Here is a 16,212-nt window from a genome sequence, read left to right as displayed (position 1 = left end):
TGACGGAGTTACAGGCAGGGTATACGGCAGGCTAGAACGGTGGTCTCACGCCTTGGGGCGCGGAGTGGGGATCGGAATGATGTCGATGTCGGGCTGGCCGGCGGTCTTGGCAGCAACCGTGCCCGTCTTGACGGCATCGGCGGCCTTGGTTGCCGTCTCATCGGCGAATTGGGTGTCGAGATAGGTATAAGCGACGCGGGCGCCTTCGCGGGCCCGGCTGCCGAGCGTCGAGAAGGTCTCGGCGCTCTTCACACAGACATCCGGCTTCTGCGCGCAAAGATCGGTGGCATAGGAGATGATGCCGCTGGCGGCGCCCAGGGCGTCGGTGAGTTCGACACCCGGCTCATTGGCCAGACGGTCGGTCGCTTCCTGGTCGAATATCGGCAGCATCACCAGCACCAGTGAAAACCAGAATGCGCCTCGGATTAAAAACCACATTGCCTTGCCCTGCCTCGCCTGACCGGTCTTGCGCTGGTCGTTGCGTTAGCGAACGGTCTTGTGCCGTCCTGATGCAGCCAACCTAGCGCCGCCGCGAAAATAACCTCTTCCGGGAATCGGGAGACATTTCGGCAAATTTGTCGAAGATTTTAGTTGTCGGCATTTGAAATGCATTTGAAGCGCATTTGATTCATATTTTCGCGCTGGCCGTTAAGCATATGGGCGGCGTGATACGAGCGTTTCACCGCATTGGCCCCGGATCGGTTGCCACAAGTGTTAACACGCCCCTTGAAACACCGAATTTATCAGCAATTACACCCTGTTAACCACGAATCTGGAAGTTGGCCGCATCTGTCCCTTTTTTGGAATTTCAGGCCCTCCAGGGGCGTTCCGGACATGGGCTTTTATCCTTTCCTTAAGTCGCGGATGCGATTTTTTGGCAGTCAAGTTCATGAAGGCTGGCGTGTTGAATGCACTGCGTAAGATCGGCGGCGGACGCTTCTTCCCCTTGAGGGTGGACAGTCTTGCCGGCAAGTGTCGTGCTGGCTGGCTCGAGCCGCGTGACAGCGTCGTCGGTGCTGCCGCGGCCCTGCTTGCAGCCAGCGTGGCCGCCACCTTCGGCGCCGGCTGGTCGGCCATCCTGCCCGCGGCCTTTGCCGGATTTTCGGCCAGCTTGCTCGGTCTCGTCGCCCTGCGCGAAGCTGTGCCTCAGCGCCCCCGTCCCATGGCCGCAGCGACCGTCGCGCCGGTTGCTTCGCCGCTTCTCGATCACCTCCCCGGTCTCGTGGTCCGCCACGATGCCACGGGTCACGTCCTCTCGGTTCACGGCCGCGATCGCGGTCTCCTGGGCAATAGCGTGACGGCGCTGGTCGATGCCGTCCATATCTCGACCCGCATCGAATATCTGCAGGCGCTCGACAGCCTCCGCCAGGGCGCGGCCATCGCGACGGCGGAGTTCCTGCTCGACGCGGAAGCCTCTTTCAAGCCCGTGCGGGCGAATTTCTCCGCTGAGCGTGATGCGACCGGCGCGCTGCTCGGCTTCGTCGTCCAGGCGGTCGACATCTCCTCCGAGATCGCGCTCCGCGAACAGCTTGCCACCGCCCGCGGCGACGCCCGCTCCGCCAACGAAGCCAAGACCCGTTTCCTCGCCGCCGTCAGCCACGAGCTGCGCACGCCGCTCAACGCCATTCTCGGCTTCTCCGACATCCTGCTCGGCGAATATTTCGGCAAGTTCGAAAACGAGCGGCAGAAGGAATATGTCGAACTGGTCAACCAGTCCGGCCACCATCTGCTTGCCGTCGTCAATGCCATGCTCGACATGTCGAAGATCGAGGCCGGCCGCTATGAGCTGGTCATGGAGCCTTTCGAGGTCGGTTCGGTGCTGCGCTCGGTCGACGAAATGCTGGCGCTCGAGGCCAGCCGCAAGGGCGTGGTCTTCTCGACGCGTCTGTCACGCGGTCTCGAGGAGGTCGTCGCCGATCGCCGTGCGGTCAAGCAGATCCTCATCAATCTCGCCAACAATGCGATTAAATTCACCCAGGAGGGCGGCGTCGTCACGATCGATGCCGTGGTCCGCGGTGCACAGCTGGAACTCCGCGTTAGCGACACCGGCATCGGCATTCCTGCCGACAAGCTCTCGTTGATCGGCAAGCCGTTCATGCAGGTCCAGAACGACTATACCCGCCGCTACGAAGGCACCGGCCTCGGCCTCGCGCTGGTCAAGGGGCTCGTTGCGCTTCATGGCGGCGAATTCAGCATCACCAGCACCGAGGGCAAGGGCACCGTCATCACCGTAGCGCTGCCGCTCGACGGCAAGGGCGCGGCGACGGGCGGGCTCATCGAATTCCCACCACGACTTCAGGAAACGCGAACAGGGGAGATGAGCGATGGCTATGCAGCCCAAGCGAAAATCGCCTGATACAGGCACTACCCGCAGCCGCAAGCCGCAGCCGCAACGGTCGCGCGCCGTGCGCATTCTAATGGCATCCGGCGTGCTGATCGGCCGTCATCCCAGAGCACTTGGCGGGCTCGTCGCCTTCAGCGTGATCTTTTCCTTCGTGGCGGCCAATGCGCTGTGGTACCAGCCGCGCCGCCACCCGGCACCCTTCCTTGCCACCCGTGCGGCGATCGACCAGAAGCGCGTCCAGCCGGGCGAGGACGTCGCCGAAAATATCGAGCCGGGCGTCACCGTTTTCCGCATCGAGCGGCAGTCGGAAGACAAGCCGGTCGAAAAGCCCCAGCCTTCGGAGCTCGTTCGTCAGATCCAGGCGGGTCTCGCGTCGCGCGGCCTCTATGACGGCCCGGCCGATGGCCTGACGGGGCCGAAGACCGAGGCCGCGATCCTGTTTTTCGAGCAGACCGAAGGCATGGAGGAAACCGGCAATCCAAGCCCGGCCATTCTCGATCGCCTGAACGCCGTCGCAACCGCCGCTGCCGAGCCCACCGAGAATGATGCCGATATCCAGACGGCGAGCACCTCGCCGGCGAAGGAAGACGAAGTCGCGGCACTCATCGAAGCCTCCGAACAGCCGGCCGCGGTGATCCCGGCTGAGAAGCCGGCGTCGCCCGCGCTGGTGATGAAGATCCAGAAGGCGCTCGCCGGCATGGCCTATGCCAATGTCAAGGTCGACGGCATTCCCGGTGATGCGACCCGCGCCGCGATCCGCTCGTTCGAGAAGAGCTACCGCCTGCCGGTCACCGGCGAACCCTCCGACCGCGTGCTCAAGAAGCTGAAGTCGATCGGCGCGATCTGAACGTGCTGCCATCCACCGCCATACGGGACCGGCTCACTTCCGGTCCTTCTCGACATGGTGCCTGGCATCGCGAGCACCTGGCGCTTGAGGTCGGCGGGGTGCACCTTTGACACTCCGCCTGACCGCGCTTAGGACATGCCATGCGCGTCGTCACCGAACTCTTCGTCTCCGCTCTCATCCGCCGGGTCTTCTCCTCAGGCGGTTTCGCCGCCGTCGAGCGCCACGGCGCAGCGGCGGCCGGTGCGGTCTTCATCCGCCAGCGCTTCCGCGATGGCCTGGAAACGCTCTATGGCCCGGCGCCGCAGAGCTTCTTCGGCAAGGGCGATGACGACAGGCGCTTCGAAATCCGCGCCGAGCGTTGCGAGGCATGCGATTGCGACGCGATCATCGCCCGCGAGGCCCGTTTCGACCCCGATCTCTGGGTCGTCGAGCTCGGTCTCAACGACCTCTCCGACCTCATCGACGTCGCGACGTCCTGACAGAAACCGAGCAAGACCTGACCGAATGTGCCAGGGCTCGGTTTTACCCGGCAGTTTCCGGCTTTCACCTATTCGGCAGCAATGCCCGCAGCCTGCGATTTTGCGGCTGCCGCGATCATCACGCCGCTGATCGCGCCATAGGCCGTGAGCCAGGCAGTGCGCAGTTCGGGTGTAAAACGGTCGCCGAAGGCCAACGAAAGCGTCTCGATCAGCGCCTGGCCAACCGTCGCGTAGTGGCTTTCCTCGACGCCGTAAGCGACATGCTTGACCGCGAGACCTTCGAGCGCCGGGATCACCTCGTCGAGCTGCCTGAGCTTGCCGACCACCAGCGCCAGCGCTGCCATCAGCTTCATTTCCTGCGAACGCATGTCGGTGTCGTGGAAAAGCGGTTTCAGCGCGGGGTCGATTGCGAAGAGCCGCTCGTAGAAAAGTGCTGCCGCCTGCGAGCGGATCGCCATCACCTCGGCGAAACTCGCCTGCAATAGCCTGATTGTCTGTTCGTCCATCCTCTGGTCCTTCCGGTATTCGATGTTGATGATCGAGGATCGCAGGCACATGTTTCGTCCGCAGTTCGCGGCCGGGCATTTTTCGTTTCAGTTGTTTCCGCAGCTGATGTTGAGTGGCGGGCAGGGCAATGATATATATCACGGTATATACCAAGAGAGGCGCCCATGACCCGCACCGCCAAGATCTTCATGAACGGCCGCAGCCAGGCCGTGCGTCTGCCGGCGGAATTTCGCTTCGAGGGGGATGAGGTGCTGATACGGAAGGATCCCGAGAGCGGGGACATCATCCTGTCCGAGAAACCGAAAAGGCCCCCGAATTGGGACAGTTTCTTCGCCGCACTCAAGGATGCTGACATACCCGACGATTTCCTCGATAAGTCTAACCGCTTGCCGGACCCGCTCCCCAAAGACCCCTTTGAGGGGTGGGGGAAATGATCCGATACATGCTCGACACGAACACGGTCAGCTATTTTGTTCGTGGCAATCCGCATGTGACGAAAACGGTTGTCTCACACGACTATTCCTCGCTTTGCATTTCGACCATCGTCGAAGCTGAGCTGCTCTATGGCATTGAGCGGAACCCGGCTGCGACGCGTGTTGCGACGATTGTTCACGAGTTCCTATCGCGGGTAGACGCACTGCCATGGACCAGCCAGGAGTCCGCCTGTTTCGCAGTAACGCGCACAAAGATGGAACGATCGGGAAAGTCGCTACAATTGCATGACATGCTCATCGCCGCCCACGCCCTGTCTCTCGGCGCCACACTGGTCACCTCCGATGCAGCCTTCCGGCACGTGCCCGATCTCACTGTCGAAGACTGGAGCTAGTCGCTCAACCTGCGGTCAGCACTTTCAGCACCGCTGCAATATCATCCAGCGTGAAAGGCTTCTCGATCACGGGACAGCCGCTGCGGGCGAGGAAACGGCCGGCGGATGGTCCCAGCGTGTCACCGGTGACGAAGGCGATGCAGCGGCTGAGTTCCGGGCGATTGGCCGTCAGCCAGCCATAGAAGGCCGGTCCATCGCCATCGGGCATTCTGATGTCGCAGAGGATCGCCGCGATGTTGCGCTCCCGAGCGGCCAGCATCCGTTCGGCCGCATGGCCAGAGGATGCCGTGGTCGTGCCGTAGCCGAGATCCGAGACAATATCCGAGATCAGTTCCGCAAGCTCCGGCTCGTCGTCGACGATCAATATTTCGGCGAGGCGCTCGCCCGGGAGGACCTGCACCGGCGCCGGCGCGGATGGCGCCCGGTCCTCGCCGTCGCTTTGGGTGACGGGAAGTCGGACGAGAAAGGCCGCTCCTCTGGCCGGCTGCGGTGCGGCGAGCTCCAGCGTGCCGCCATGCGCCTCCACCAGCCCGCGCGAGACCGCAAGTCCGATGCCGGTGCCATGGTCCTGCGGCTTGGTGGTGAAGAAGGGATCGAAGATCCGGCTGCGGATCGTTGCCGGAATGCCGGGACCATTGTCTGCCACCTCGATGACAATAGTATTCGTCGCCTGCTCGAGCGACGTGCGCAGCGTGATGCGCCTGTCGTCGCCGCCGCTTTCCTCCAGCGCCTGGCGGGCATTGACGATGAGATTCACCAGAACCTGGTGCAGCAGGTCGGCGTCGGCATGTGTCTCCGGCAGGTCCGGGGCAATCTCGGTCGCAACCGTGACGCCGCCGCTCCTCAGGCTGTAGGACAACAGCTCGATCGCATCTCCGATCACCGTGGCGATGGAGACATAGGCGCGCTCGGCCTTGCGCTGCCTGGCCATGGCGAGGAAGGTGCGGACGATTCGGGCGCAGCGATTGGCGGCGACCTCGATTTTCTGCGCGCGATCGTAGAGATCGTCGCCCGACGGCAACGACTTCACCTTCTCGCGCAGCATCATCGCCTGTCCGAGAACGATGGAGAGCGGATTGTTGAGCTCGTGGGCCACGCCCGAAAGCAGCGAGCCGAGCGCTGCAAGCTTTTCCTTCTGGTAGAGCGCGTCGCGCTGCCGCTCGATCTCGAACTGTGCGGCCTTGGCCGGCTGCAGGTCGCGGATATGGGCGGTGAAGAAGCGCTTGTCCTCGGCGCTGACATCGGCGATCGACAGTTCGACCGGCACGATGCGGCCGTCGCGGGTCACGGCCTCCAGTTCGACACGCTTGCCGATCACGCGCGAATTGCCGCTTTTAAGGTAGCGCTTCATCCCGTCATAGTGGGCGGCGCGATGACGCTCGGGAATGATGAGCGCGCCGATATCCTGGCCAATCGCCTCCTCACGCGCATAGCCGAACAGTTTTTCGGCGGCCGGGTTGAAATCGACCACCAGCCCATCGCCGTCGATGATGATGATGGAGTCGAGCGAGGTGCGGACGATCGCTTCGCTGAGCGCGGCCGAAATCGCCGCCTGCTCGTTGCCCTCAGGCGGAAATTGCTCAGGTCTTTCGTTCATGCGCGTCTCGCAGGTGAATAGATGTAACCCGCGCCGCGCACTGTCTTGATCGTCTGGGGCTTGGATGGGTCTTCCTCGATCTTTTTCCTGAGCCGCGTGACGCGAATGTCGATCGAGCGGTCGAAGGGATCGTCGTTCTTGCGATGCGCGAGATCGAGCAGCCGGTCGCGCGACAGCACGCGGTAGGGATTGTCGAGAAAGGCTTCGATGAGGTCGAATTCCATTGCTGTCACCGCTTCCTCGGCGCCATCAGGCCTGAGCAGGCGGCGGCCGGCGCGGTCAACGGTCATGCGACCGAAGCATACTGTCGGCGGCTCATCAGGTTGAGAGTAGACCGCCTCGGCGGTTCCGGCCGGCTTGGCCGCCCCGCGACGCAGCACGGCGCGGATGCGCGCCTTGAGCTCCCTGAGATCGAAGGGCTTGGTGACATAGTCGTCGGCGCCGACTTCGAGCCCGACAATGCGGTCGACCACGTCATCGGCCGCGGTCACCATGATGACGGGAATATCGCCGGAGGCCCGGAGCCGCCGCGCAACCGAAAGCCCGTCTTCATGGGGCATGTTGACGTCGAGCAGAACGAGATCAGGCGGAAAATCGGCGAGCATCATGTCGAGCGCCGCGCCGCCCGAGGCTGCGCGTGCCGAAAAGCCCTGGCCGTTGAGATAGTCGGCGACCATCTCGCAAATATGCTCCTCGTCATCGACGACAATAATCTTCCCGGTCATATCCGCCACCATGGATCTCCTGATCTGCGGCGTTTCTCCTTGGTCTTGCCTTACAGCAAATTTCCGGAGTCTTCCCGCAGATTTTGCGAATTCGACGCGTTTGGCGCGCGTTCTATTCCTTTTCGACGCGATTATGAAACAAATGAAACAATTGAAACGAAGCGAAGGGATAGCCGGTCGTCAGTCGCGCCGGTCGCATCCATTGTTTCGAATTCCTTCCAGGACGGCATGGACCTGATCGATATCACCGGCATCAAGGGCATCAAGGATTTCGGCCAGATCACAGAGGCGATGGTGCAGGATGGCTCCGGCGTCTACATCGCCCTCGGGGGCAGCGACATGCTGACAATCCAGGACATCACGATCGACAAGCTCACCGCCGTCGATTTCGCCTATTGAGCCTGGCCGGCGGGCCTTGTCCCGCACAGCATCTCGCGCTTGCCGGCAAAGCCCAGCCGGCGCTCCACGACAAACCCCGCGGCGCCGAGCCCGCGCCGCACGAAGCCGGCCGCCGCATAGGTGGCGAAGGTGCCGCCGGCCCGTGTGTGGTCAAAAACAGCTTTGAGGATCTCCTCCGACCACAGGGCCGGATTGCGCGATGGCGCAAAGCCATCGAGATACCAGGCATCGAAGGCGAGGGGACTGTCGGTGAGATTGCCGAACGCATCGCCGCAGATGACTGTCAGCCGCACGTCGCCGAAATCGAGATCGATTATCGCCCCGGGCACGTCCGGCCAACGCTCGACCAGCGCGTGGCGTTCCGCGTCGAGCTCCGGCCACCGGCTCAGGGCCTTGTCGATGTTTTCACGACGCATCGGGTGGAGTTCGAAGGAGATGAAGTGGAGGGTCTTTGCTTCAGGCCGAGCATTCTGCCAAACCCGCCAGGTCTCGCAGAAATTCAACCCCGTCCCGAATCCCAATTCCCCGATGACGAACGCCTCACCGGTCGCCCAGCGCTGCGGCAGCCCGTTGCCAGCCAGAAAGACATGTCCGCATTCTGCCCGCCCGTCTTCCCGGCAATAAAAATGGTCGCCAAATTCAGGCGAATAGGGCATATCGCCGTCGATCCATTCCAGCGCCAGCGCGCGTATTTCCGGTGTCTCGCTCATGGCCCCAGCCGATAGTTCGCTTTCCAGAGCCGGTCAATGTTGGGCGGGCATCAATGTCTGAAACCACCGATATCCTTGTCATCGGCGGTGGCGTCATGGGCTTGTGGGGCGCCCTCAAGGCCGCCGAAGCGGGGTTGTCGGTGACCCTTATCGACGCCGGCGAAATCGGATGCAGTGCCTCGGGCGGCGTGCTCGGCGCGCTGTTTCCCTGGATGCCCGACCGCTGGGATGCGAAGAAACAGTATCAGTTGGATGCTCTGGTCGCCTTGCCTGCCGAGATCGCCCGGCTCGAGGATCTGACCGGCCTATCGGGCAATTTCCGCCGCGTCGGCCGCATCATCCCACTGCCGAAACCGCACCTGCGGGACATCGCGCTCCGCCACCAGCGCGATGCCGAGGCGAACTGGCGGGCGGATGAGCAGCACTTCCATTGGCATGTGCGGGAGGGCGCCCCGGCCAATACGTCCGTCGACCCTGAAGCTTTCGCCGGCGGCCATGTCTTTGATACGCTCGCCGGACGGGTCGAGCCCCGAGCGCTCATTCGCCTCCTACGGGCGGCGCTGGATCGGCAGCCGAAGGTGCGGATCCTCGAGCACGCGCCGCTGGTCTCGCTCGATCCAAGGGCGGGGAGGGTGCAGGTCGCAGCTCATGGGCAGATCACCTTCTCTAGCGCCTTTATTACCGCCGGCGTCGCCAGCTTCGCCATCCTCGAAACGCTCCTGCCGCCGCTGCCGAAACCGCTCGGGCAGGGCGTCAAGGGCCAGGCGGCACTGCTCCGCGCCGATCTCGACCCGGCGAGCCCCGTCGTGTTCCTCGACGGCATCTATATCGTTGCCCACGAAGGCGGCTATGCAGCGATCGGTTCGACGAGCGAAAACAGCTACGACGACCCCAAGTCGACCGACGCCCAGCTCGACGACGTCATCGAACGCGCCCGCGCGCTGATGTCCGCGTTGCGCCATGCCGAGGTGATCGATCGTTGGGCCGGCATCCGACCCAAGGCGATCGGCCGCGATCCGCTTGTCGGCCCGATCCCCGGCCACCCCAATGTCATCGCGCTCACCGGTGGCTTCAAGATCTCCTTCGGCGTCGCCCACCGTCTCGCGCTCTCCGCACTCGGCTTCGTCCTCGGCCAGAACCTTGCACCGCTGCCCGACGGATTCACGGTCGAGGGCCAGCTTGCGCGCGAGCTCGGTTGGCCGATCGAGGCAGACGGCAGCTAGAGCTCACCGGCGACAGGCGCCGGAATCTCATGGTCGAGATCCATGACACCGGAAATGTTGAAGCCATAGGTCTCCGACTTGCCCTTGTCATTCCAGGATGTGAATGAGATCGCGTCATAGGAAAGCGCGAGCCCGTCCTCCTCGCCACCCTCCTGGCGGAACTGCGAGATCACCACCGTCTCAAGCTTGATCTCGAGGAACTTTTCACCCTTGCTGGCGCCCTTGGCCGCTTCGCCGACGATCGAGATCGACTCGACGAATTTGCCCTTGGCGATCAGGTCGAGCAGTTCATCGGCCGCCACGCCGGCGTCGAGCAGCACGGTCAGCGGATCAAACACAGTCTTGCCGGAGCCACTTCCGCCGCCAGCAGTCGATGTCAGGTTGGCGATGTCGAGATCAAAACCATCAAGCACGAAGGCGCCCTCGTGGCCCTTCGCCTTGCCGCCACTGTTGAGCCCGTCGATGGTCAGCCAATAATTCATGTCCGTGCCACCGACCCCATCCTCGTTTATCGACTTGGCCGGCAGCAGCAGCCCGGGATCGGTATTGCTGCTGAAATCGAAGCCCTCGGTCGTCACCTTGCCCTTGTCATCCTTCGTCGACAGCGAGAAGCTGTCATAGCCGAGTGACAGCACGTCCTTGCCTTGGGCATTCTGTTCAAGGCCCGTCACGATCAGATCGCCGAGGCGCAGATCATAGGCCGTAGCCATGCCGTCCTTGCCCGTTTCGTTGCCGATCAGGCGGCCCAGCGGAACATACGTGCCCTTGGCGACGAGCTTCAGCAACTCGTCTGCAGCACTGCCGATATCGAGGCTGACGGAGAGCGAGGCTTGTTCTCCTGCATCGCCGCGGCTGACATCGAAGGAGAAATTATCGATCGTGAATGCGCCTTTCGGCCCGCCGCCATCGATGCCGTCGATTGTCAGCCGGTAATCCAGGTCGTGCCCCGCCCGGGCTGCCTGGTCCGCAGCGTTGGCGGCAGCGAGTTCGCCGATCTCTGAATTGTTGCCGAGATCGAAGCCGAAGGCTTCGCGATCGTTATCCTGGCCGGTCGCGATCGAGAAACGGCTGTAGTCGAAGCGCACGAGGTCGAGCCCGTAGCCGTTCTGCCCGAGACTGGCGACCGATGCGCCGCCCAGCCTGAGGTCGTAGATGACAGGGCTTCCCTTGTGCGACGGATCGGTTCCCACGAGCTGGACGGAGAATCCGCCCGCATTGGAGCCCGCCCAGCGTTCCAGCAGCCGCGCCGCCGCCGAGCCGAGATCGACTTTGACGGACAGCGGCGTGAATTCTGCCTTGCCGGAGCCTGCGCCACCGCCCGCGCCGCTCGAAGCGGCGAGCGCGTCGAAGGTGAAGGACGACACGGCAAAGGCCAGCGCCCGTCCCTTGGCATCGGCGCCGCCATCCAGCCCCTCGACGATGAGATAGTAGTCGCTGTTCCTGTCCGGACCGTCGGAAAAGGCTTCCTCGGAGCCCACAGCCGCCGTCAGCTCCGTCGTCAGCCTGGTGTTGGTGTTGACGTCCCAGCCCGAGGTCTCGCGCGCGCCGCTCTCGTTTTCCGTGGTCAGCGAATAGCGGGCGAAATCGAAGGTCGCGGTGACATTGCCGTTGGCGAGTTGGGTGATGCTGGTCACCAGGGCGTCGTTGAGGCGGAGATCATAGGCGTTGTCGATGGTCTTGCCGACGGCCAAGACGTCTCCGGCAATCTGCACGCCGCGCGCGAGATGCGTTCCCGTGGCCAGCAGTTCGATCAGTTCGTCGAGCGCCGAGCCGGCTGCGAAGGTGACGCTCAGCGCGTCGAAATCGACCTTGCCCGCGCCGCCTCCGCCACCACCGCCGGAGACGGCGGCGTTGCTGCCGCCAAAGGAGAAATCGACAATGCCGAAGGCACCGGCGAGGCCGTCCGCCTTGCCGCCGCCATTGAGTCCATCGATCACCATTTGCCAGGAGGCCTTGCCGCTATTCAGCGTGTCCTCGGATGATACGACCGGGGCCGCAAGTGCTGTCGAGCCCGATGTGTTGGTGTTCAGATTGAAGGAAAATGTTTCCTCCGCGCCCGCCTTGTCGAGCGTGGTGAGCGAAAAGGCATTGAAGGCAAGCCCGATTTCGTCCTTCGCCTTGCTGTCGAGATTGGCCGCGGTGAAGGTCACCTCACTGAACCGGAGGTCATAGGCGGCCTCGCCGCCGCCGCCATCCGTGCGGCCGACAAGTTGGGCGGCCTTCAGGATCTTGCCCGAAGCCAGCAATTCCAGCACGTCCTCCGAGGCGCTGCCCAGCTCGAGCCGCACGGAAAGCGGATCGAAGCTCGCCTTGCCGCTGCCCCCACCGCCGCCGCCCGAGGTCACTGTCTGCGCGATGTCGAAATCGAAGCCTGAGATGCGGAAGGCGCCGGCCGGCCCGCCGCCATCGAGCCCCTCGATCGTGAGAAACCAGGCGACATCGGCAGTTTGCCTGGCAGGATTTTCGGTCGCCGTATCCGCCGCATCGATCGGCGTACCGAGGCCTGCATTGGAGCCGATATCCCAGCCGAAGGTCTCGCCGCCGACGGACTGCTGGAATTTGCCATAGGCGAGCGACAGCGAAGTATGGCCGGTCTCATTGAAGCCGAGGGCGGAAAGCTGGACATCGCCGAAGCGATAGTCGTTCACCGCGACCCAGTCACCGCTGGCGTTCTGCCGCGCCTCGACCAGCTGGGTCTTGGCGATATGCTGGCCGGTCGCCAGGAGACGCATCAACTCGTCGGTGTTGGAGCCGGATGTGAGGCTGAGCTCGAGATCCCCGAAAACGGTCTTCAGCCCGCTCGCATTGGTGATGTCGAGCAAGGCCGCGGAAATATCGAAGGCGGATTCAAAACCCCTGGCGGTTGATCCGCCGTCAAGGCCGTCGATGAGAAGGAAATAGCGAACGGAGCCGTCTCCCGCCGCAGCCTGAATGGAGGTGTCTGGCATGATACGCACTCCCCGCTCGCTGAGGGGGGTATATTAGCAGACATTGCGCCGTGCGCCTGCATGCCAGGGGTTGTCGGCAGACGCTCTCGACAAACCGCACACCCGGCTCTAGCTTTCTTTCATCGCAAAGACTGAAGGTGACCCGCATGCTCGACATCAAGACCTCCCGTGATCTGGTGGGCTATGGCCGCAACATTCCCGATCCGAAATGGCCCGGCGGAGCCAAGGTCGCGGTGCAGTTCGTGCTGAATTACGAGGAGGGCGGCGAGAGCTGCATTCTCGATGGCGACCCGGCCTCGGAGAACCTGCTGTCGGAGATCGTCGGCGCCAGCGCATGGCCCGGCCAGCGCAATCTCAACATGGAGAGCATCTACGAATATGGCTCGCGCGCCGGCTTCTGGCGGCTCCATCGCCTGTTCACTGATCTCGACGTGCCGGTGACCGTCTATGGCGTGACGCTGGCCATGGCGCGCAACCCCGACGCCGTCGCCGCCATGAACGAGGCCGGCTGGGAAATCGCCAGCCACGGCTACCGCTGGCACGAATACAAGGACTATCCGGAAGCGCTCGAGCGCCAGCACATCCTGGAAGCCGTGCGGCTCCACACCGAGGTCGCCGGGACACGGCCGCTCGGCATGTATCAGGGCAAACCCTCCGACAACACGCTCAGGCTGGTAATGGAGGAGGGCGGTTTCCTCTATTCCTCCGACAACTATTCCGACGACCTGCCCTTCTGGGTGCCCGGTCTCCACGGCAAGCCGTTCCTGATCATTCCCTATACGCTCGACACCAACGACATGCGCTTTGCCACGCCGCAGGGTTTCAATTCCGGCGACCAGTTCTTCACCTATCTCAAGGATGCCTTCGACACGCTCTATGAAGAGGGGAGGGAAGGCTCGCCGAAGATGATGTCCGTCGGCCTCCACTGCCGCCTCGTCGGTCGCCCGGGCCGGGTGGCGGGGCTGAGGCGGTTCGTCGAACATGTGCTGAAGCACGACGATGTGTGGGTGCCGAAGCGGATCGACATTGCCCGACACTGGCATGAGCATCACAGGCCGGGTTGAGATGGGCGCCAGCCGACAGAAGAGATCGAAACATACAAGGTCGCAGCGAAGATTTGGCGGCTCATCCTTGCAGTCCGTTGACGCTTCGAGAAAACGTGGCTACCGTTTCTGCTGTATATCCGACGAACTCCAGGGCGGTTTGCCAAGTAATTTGCGCCCGAATGCGCCGTCGGCCAACCCATTATTCATCCATTGACAGCGGTTTTGATCACCGGCAGCGCCGGCTCGGTCGGGGGAGGCAGCATGGCCAAGGTAAAGTATGCCGCCAATATGGGGGCAAACCATGAATTTGAAATCGGCGCCAACTACAGTCCCGACCCCGCTTTGGCGCTCGCCGATGGCCATACCAAAACCAGTGCGACCCTGGTCAGCGCGACGAACCAGTTCAGCATCGATTTCTTCGGCACCGGCTTCACTTATGCCGGAGACGAACTGACCGGCGGCATCGCCACGAAAATCGTCTTTCGCGACGATGGCGGCGACAAGCTCGCCACGATCAGCGACTTCAACAGGAAGGTGTCCGCCCTGATGGCCGAGCTGCAGATCGAGGTCAGCGACATGCTCGCCGTCCTGCAGGATGATGCCGACAGGATGATCGGCTCGTCGTCCGGCGAATATCTGATCGCCGAGGCCGGCAACGATACGATCCGCGGCAAGGGCGGCAACGACGCGGTCTGCGGCAATTCCGGCGACGATCTGATGAGCGGCGGCAGCGGCAACGATCGTTTCGAATTCTACGGCGGCCAGTCCGGCGACGACGTCATCACCGATTTTGAAATCGGCGACGCCGTGAATTTCGACACGATCTTCATCGCCGGCATGGATTACGAGATCGTCAAATCCGGCAAGGAGGCGATGTTCGCCTTCTCGGATGGTTCGACCCTGCTGCTCGAAGGCGTGCGATTTGCCGACCGGGCGGGCATCCAAATCGACGACGGCACGTGAGCCGACGCCTCACGCGACGCCCAGCGCCTTCAGCACCGGCAACTGCTTCTCGGCGAAGGTCTTGGCTTGGGCGGTGAGCTCGGCGAGATTGTCCTCGGCGCTCTCGATCGGCTTGCCCTCCTTGAGCAACTTCTGGCCTTGGGCGGCCAGCAGCTGCCAGGCGAATTCCGCCCATTCGGCCGGCTGCTTGCGGCCGTTGTCCGCCGCCAGCAGGAAGAGCTGCTGGAAGCGACCCACAGTGACGCCGCCGCCGGTGACGGGGCTTGCGAGAAAGGAAATGTCGCCGTTGCCGCGGGCCTTGGCCTTGAGATGGGTGTTGAGCCTCTCGGCGGGCTTGCGTGCCTTGGCGGTCGCGGCGTCGTCCTGCACGGCTGCGAGCGAGCCTTGTCCCGACAGGATCAGCAGCGCCTGCAGCACCTGGCTGAACTGGATATTCTGGCCTTTCACGGCCTGTTCGATCTGGCCGATCGACCGCGGCTTGTGGTCGGCGAGTGCGTCGAGGATCGGCGCGTAGACCGGTTCGCTCATCGTCGCCTCGCCGAGGGCGCCGGTGACCTTGAGCGACACGTCCGGCCGGTGGCCGGTCAGCACGAAACGCTGCCTGCGGAGTTCCTCGGCCTGTTCGAAAGCGGTGAGACGCCTGAGGCCCTTGACCCAGTAGTCGCGGCGGAACTGCTGGTTGACCATGAAGTCCCGTGTGCTCTCGCGGAACATCGAGTCGGGAATCTCCTTCAGGAAGGCGATCTGCTCTGACGTCAGGTTGATGAGGTCGACATGGTCGAGATTATGGGCCGAGCAGGCAAATTGCAGCTTGGCGGGTTCCAGCCAGTCGGCCATGGTGGCAAAATGCATCGGGTGCCAGTCGCGGTTGAAGTATTCATGCGCGAGATAGTGGCGGTTCTGCCCCTTGAGCCTTTCCAGCCGCTCCTTGAGCTGCGGATTGGCGCGAAGGAAGAGCGGATTGGTGGCAAGCAGCCTCTCGGCGAAATCGATCGCGCCGTCGATGCGGCTGACAATGCCGCGCCCCTCCGAACCGAGCACGTCGGCATGCTCTGTCATCAGATGGCGAATCGGGGCGAAGGCGGCCCAGCCGGGCAGCGTATTGTAGCTGATATAGAGCACGCCGCCGACCTTGAGCTTGCGGCGGATGAAATCGACGATCACGGCGCGGTTCTCGTCGGAGATCCAGCTCCAGATGCCGTGCAGGCCGATGAAGTCGAAATCGGGCAGATCCGGACGACGGGCGAAATCGGCAAAGGCCTCGTCATGCAGCTTCGCCCCGGCGCCGGCAACGCCGGCCAGTTCGCGGGCAAAGGCTGCCTGTGAGGGATTGAAATCGGTGCCGTGCCATTCGGTGACCGAGGCCGCAGCATGGAGATTGGCCGACATGCCCTGGCCGAAGCCGAGTTCGCAGGCGGTGCCGGTGTCGGGGACGGCAAGGCCGGCATTGAGGAAGGCCAGTTTGATCCTTTGCGGGTTCAGTTCCTGATAGTAGCCAAAGGTGTAGCCGATATCGGCTACGTAGCCGGCGCTCCAGTCGCTCATGAATATGCACGTCCTATTTCGCGAAAGTTAGTCAACGCCTAGCAGATAGCGCG

16 protein-coding genes are annotated in these 16,212 nt (G+C 63.1%); 9 read left to right on the top strand and 7 right to left on the bottom strand.

What is annotated here, in order from left to right:
* Positions 1-45 precede the first annotated feature (45 nt).
* Entirely contained in the window at positions 46-438 is a 393-nt protein-coding gene (locus tag AC2YI2_RS20560) for a DUF5330 domain-containing protein (RefSeq protein ID WP_487388355.1), read from the bottom strand.
* A 436-nt stretch (positions 439-874) separates the two neighbouring features.
* Between AC2YI2_RS20560 and AC2YI2_RS20555 the strand changes: the two genes are divergently transcribed.
* The 3 genes from AC2YI2_RS20555 to AC2YI2_RS20545 all read left to right on the top strand — a co-directional run bounded on the left by AC2YI2_RS20555 (position 875) and on the right by AC2YI2_RS20545 (position 3,670).
* Entirely contained in the window at positions 875-2,356 is a 1,482-nt protein-coding gene (locus tag AC2YI2_RS20555; RefSeq protein ID WP_487388354.1) for a sensor histidine kinase, read from the top strand.
* Positions 2,325-3,191, top strand: a complete 867-nt coding sequence (locus AC2YI2_RS20550) for a peptidoglycan-binding domain-containing protein (RefSeq protein WP_487388353.1) — start codon at positions 2,325-2,327, stop codon at positions 3,189-3,191. The genes AC2YI2_RS20555 and AC2YI2_RS20550 overlap by 32 nt, the downstream gene beginning before the upstream one ends.
* A 140-nt stretch (positions 3,192-3,331) precedes the next feature.
* Positions 3,332-3,670 (top strand): DUF1491 family protein, encoded by a 339-nt coding sequence (locus AC2YI2_RS20545; RefSeq protein ID WP_487388352.1) that lies wholly within the window; start codon positions 3,332-3,334, stop codon positions 3,668-3,670.
* A gap of 68 nt (positions 3,671-3,738) precedes the next feature.
* On the opposite strand, the gene AC2YI2_RS20540 is transcribed toward AC2YI2_RS20545, so the two are convergent.
* Complete coding sequence (locus AC2YI2_RS20540) at positions 3,739-4,176, bottom strand: globin family protein (protein WP_487388351.1); 438 nt, start codon at positions 4,174-4,176, stop codon at positions 3,739-3,741.
* Between the two features lie 165 nt (positions 4,177-4,341).
* On the opposite strand from AC2YI2_RS20540, the gene AC2YI2_RS20535 reads away from it, so the two are divergent.
* Both AC2YI2_RS20535 and AC2YI2_RS20530 read left to right on the top strand, forming a co-directional pair.
* The gene (locus AC2YI2_RS20535; RefSeq protein WP_487388350.1) at positions 4,342-4,611 is read left to right on the top strand and encodes an antitoxin; all 270 of its coding nucleotides are present in this window, start codon (positions 4,342-4,344) and stop codon (positions 4,609-4,611) included.
* A gap of 8 nt (positions 4,612-4,619) precedes the next feature.
* Positions 4,620-5,003: a PIN domain-containing protein gene (locus tag AC2YI2_RS20530; RefSeq protein WP_487388349.1), complete on the top strand. Its 384-nt coding sequence runs from the start codon at positions 4,620-4,622 to the stop codon at positions 5,001-5,003.
* A 4-nt stretch (positions 5,004-5,007) separates the two neighbouring features.
* On the opposite strand, the gene AC2YI2_RS20525 is transcribed toward AC2YI2_RS20530, so the two are convergent.
* Together AC2YI2_RS20525 and AC2YI2_RS20520 are read right to left on the bottom strand one after the other, a co-directional pair.
* The gene (locus tag AC2YI2_RS20525) at positions 5,008-6,600 is read right to left on the bottom strand and encodes a two-component system sensor histidine kinase NtrB (RefSeq protein ID WP_487388348.1); all 1,593 of its coding nucleotides are present in this window, start codon (positions 6,598-6,600) and stop codon (positions 5,008-5,010) included.
* Complete coding sequence (locus AC2YI2_RS20520; RefSeq protein WP_487388347.1) at positions 6,597-7,325, bottom strand: response regulator; 729 nt, start codon at positions 7,323-7,325, stop codon at positions 6,597-6,599. The genes AC2YI2_RS20525 and AC2YI2_RS20520 overlap by 4 nt, the downstream gene beginning before the upstream one ends.
* Positions 7,326-7,553: 228 nt before the next feature.
* On the opposite strand from AC2YI2_RS20520, the gene AC2YI2_RS20515 reads away from it, so the two are divergent.
* Positions 7,554-7,724 (top strand): hypothetical protein, encoded by a 171-nt coding sequence (locus AC2YI2_RS20515; RefSeq protein WP_487388346.1) that lies wholly within the window; start codon positions 7,554-7,556, stop codon positions 7,722-7,724.
* Here the strand turns inward: AC2YI2_RS20515 and mnmC2 are convergent.
* Positions 7,718-8,434: a tRNA (5-methylaminomethyl-2-thiouridine)(34)-methyltransferase MnmC2 gene (gene mnmC2, locus AC2YI2_RS20510; protein ID WP_487388345.1), complete on the bottom strand. Its 717-nt coding sequence runs from the start codon at positions 8,432-8,434 to the stop codon at positions 7,718-7,720. The genes AC2YI2_RS20515 and mnmC2 overlap by 7 nt on opposite strands.
* Positions 8,435-8,487: 53 nt before the next feature.
* Between mnmC2 and AC2YI2_RS20505 the strand changes: the two genes are divergently transcribed.
* Positions 8,488-9,657: an NAD(P)/FAD-dependent oxidoreductase gene (locus AC2YI2_RS20505; RefSeq protein WP_487388344.1), complete on the top strand. Its 1,170-nt coding sequence runs from the start codon at positions 8,488-8,490 to the stop codon at positions 9,655-9,657.
* On the opposite strand, the gene AC2YI2_RS20500 is transcribed toward AC2YI2_RS20505, so the two are convergent.
* Positions 9,654-12,605, bottom strand: coding sequence for a type VI secretion system tube protein Hcp (locus AC2YI2_RS20500; RefSeq protein WP_487388343.1), 2,952 nt, complete (start codon positions 12,603-12,605; stop codon positions 9,654-9,656). The two genes, AC2YI2_RS20505 and AC2YI2_RS20500, sit on opposite strands and share 4 nt — an antisense overlap.
* Positions 12,606-12,751: 146 nt before the next feature.
* Here AC2YI2_RS20500 and puuE point away from each other — a divergent pair, with 146 nt between their 5' ends.
* Together puuE and AC2YI2_RS20490 are read left to right on the top strand one after the other, a co-directional pair.
* A complete protein-coding gene (puuE, locus tag AC2YI2_RS20495) occupies positions 12,752-13,669 on the top strand; it encodes an allantoinase PuuE (protein WP_487388342.1) in 918 nt (305 codons plus the stop codon).
* A gap of 243 nt (positions 13,670-13,912) precedes the next feature.
* Entirely contained in the window at positions 13,913-14,614 is a 702-nt protein-coding gene (locus AC2YI2_RS20490; protein ID WP_487388341.1) for a hypothetical protein, read from the top strand.
* A 9-nt stretch (positions 14,615-14,623) separates the two neighbouring features.
* Here AC2YI2_RS20490 and AC2YI2_RS20485 read toward each other — a convergent pair whose 3' ends face one another.
* Positions 14,624-16,159: a methyltransferase regulatory domain-containing protein gene (locus AC2YI2_RS20485; RefSeq protein ID WP_487388340.1), complete on the bottom strand. Its 1,536-nt coding sequence runs from the start codon at positions 16,157-16,159 to the stop codon at positions 14,624-14,626.
* Positions 16,160-16,212: the final 53 nt, after the last annotated feature.

It is taken from the genome of Rhizobium sp. SRI_017, assembly GCF_057586295.1.
Note: the sequence above shows the minus strand (reverse complement) of the source record. Positions and strands in the feature narration are given on the sequence as shown.

Bases quoted from the DNA above. Each gene is read 5' to 3' on its own strand.
- AC2YI2_RS20560 (WP_487388355.1), bottom strand. From the start codon at position 438: ATGTGGTTTTTAATCCGAGGCGCATTCTGGTTTTCACTGGTGCTGGTG.
- AC2YI2_RS20550 (WP_487388353.1), top strand. From the start codon at position 2,325: ATGGCTATGCAGCCCAAGCGAAAATCGCCTGATACAGGCACTACCCGC.
- AC2YI2_RS20545 (WP_487388352.1), top strand. From the start codon at position 3,332: ATGCGCGTCGTCACCGAACTCTTCGTCTCCGCTCTCATCCGCCGGGTC.
- AC2YI2_RS20540 (WP_487388351.1), bottom strand. From the start codon at position 4,176: ATGGACGAACAGACAATCAGGCTATTGCAGGCGAGTTTCGCCGAGGTG.
- AC2YI2_RS20535 (WP_487388350.1), top strand. From the start codon at position 4,342: ATGACCCGCACCGCCAAGATCTTCATGAACGGCCGCAGCCAGGCCGTG.
- AC2YI2_RS20530 (WP_487388349.1), top strand. From the start codon at position 4,620: ATGCTCGACACGAACACGGTCAGCTATTTTGTTCGTGGCAATCCGCAT.
- AC2YI2_RS20525 (WP_487388348.1), bottom strand. From the start codon at position 6,600: ATGAACGAAAGACCTGAGCAATTTCCGCCTGAGGGCAACGAGCAGGCG.
- AC2YI2_RS20520 (WP_487388347.1), bottom strand. From the start codon at position 7,325: ATGACCGGGAAGATTATTGTCGTCGATGACGAGGAGCATATTTGCGAG.
- AC2YI2_RS20515 (WP_487388346.1), top strand. From the start codon at position 7,554: ATGGACCTGATCGATATCACCGGCATCAAGGGCATCAAGGATTTCGGC.
- mnmC2 (WP_487388345.1), bottom strand. From the start codon at position 8,434: ATGAGCGAGACACCGGAAATACGCGCGCTGGCGCTGGAATGGATCGAC.
- AC2YI2_RS20505 (WP_487388344.1), top strand. From the start codon at position 8,488: ATGTCTGAAACCACCGATATCCTTGTCATCGGCGGTGGCGTCATGGGC.
- AC2YI2_RS20500 (WP_487388343.1), bottom strand. From the start codon at position 12,605: ATGCCAGACACCTCCATTCAGGCTGCGGCGGGAGACGGCTCCGTTCGC.
- puuE (WP_487388342.1), top strand. From the start codon at position 12,752: ATGCTCGACATCAAGACCTCCCGTGATCTGGTGGGCTATGGCCGCAAC.
- AC2YI2_RS20490 (WP_487388341.1), top strand. From the start codon at position 13,913: ATGGCCAAGGTAAAGTATGCCGCCAATATGGGGGCAAACCATGAATTT.
- AC2YI2_RS20485 (WP_487388340.1), bottom strand. From the start codon at position 16,159: ATGAGCGACTGGAGCGCCGGCTACGTAGCCGATATCGGCTACACCTTT.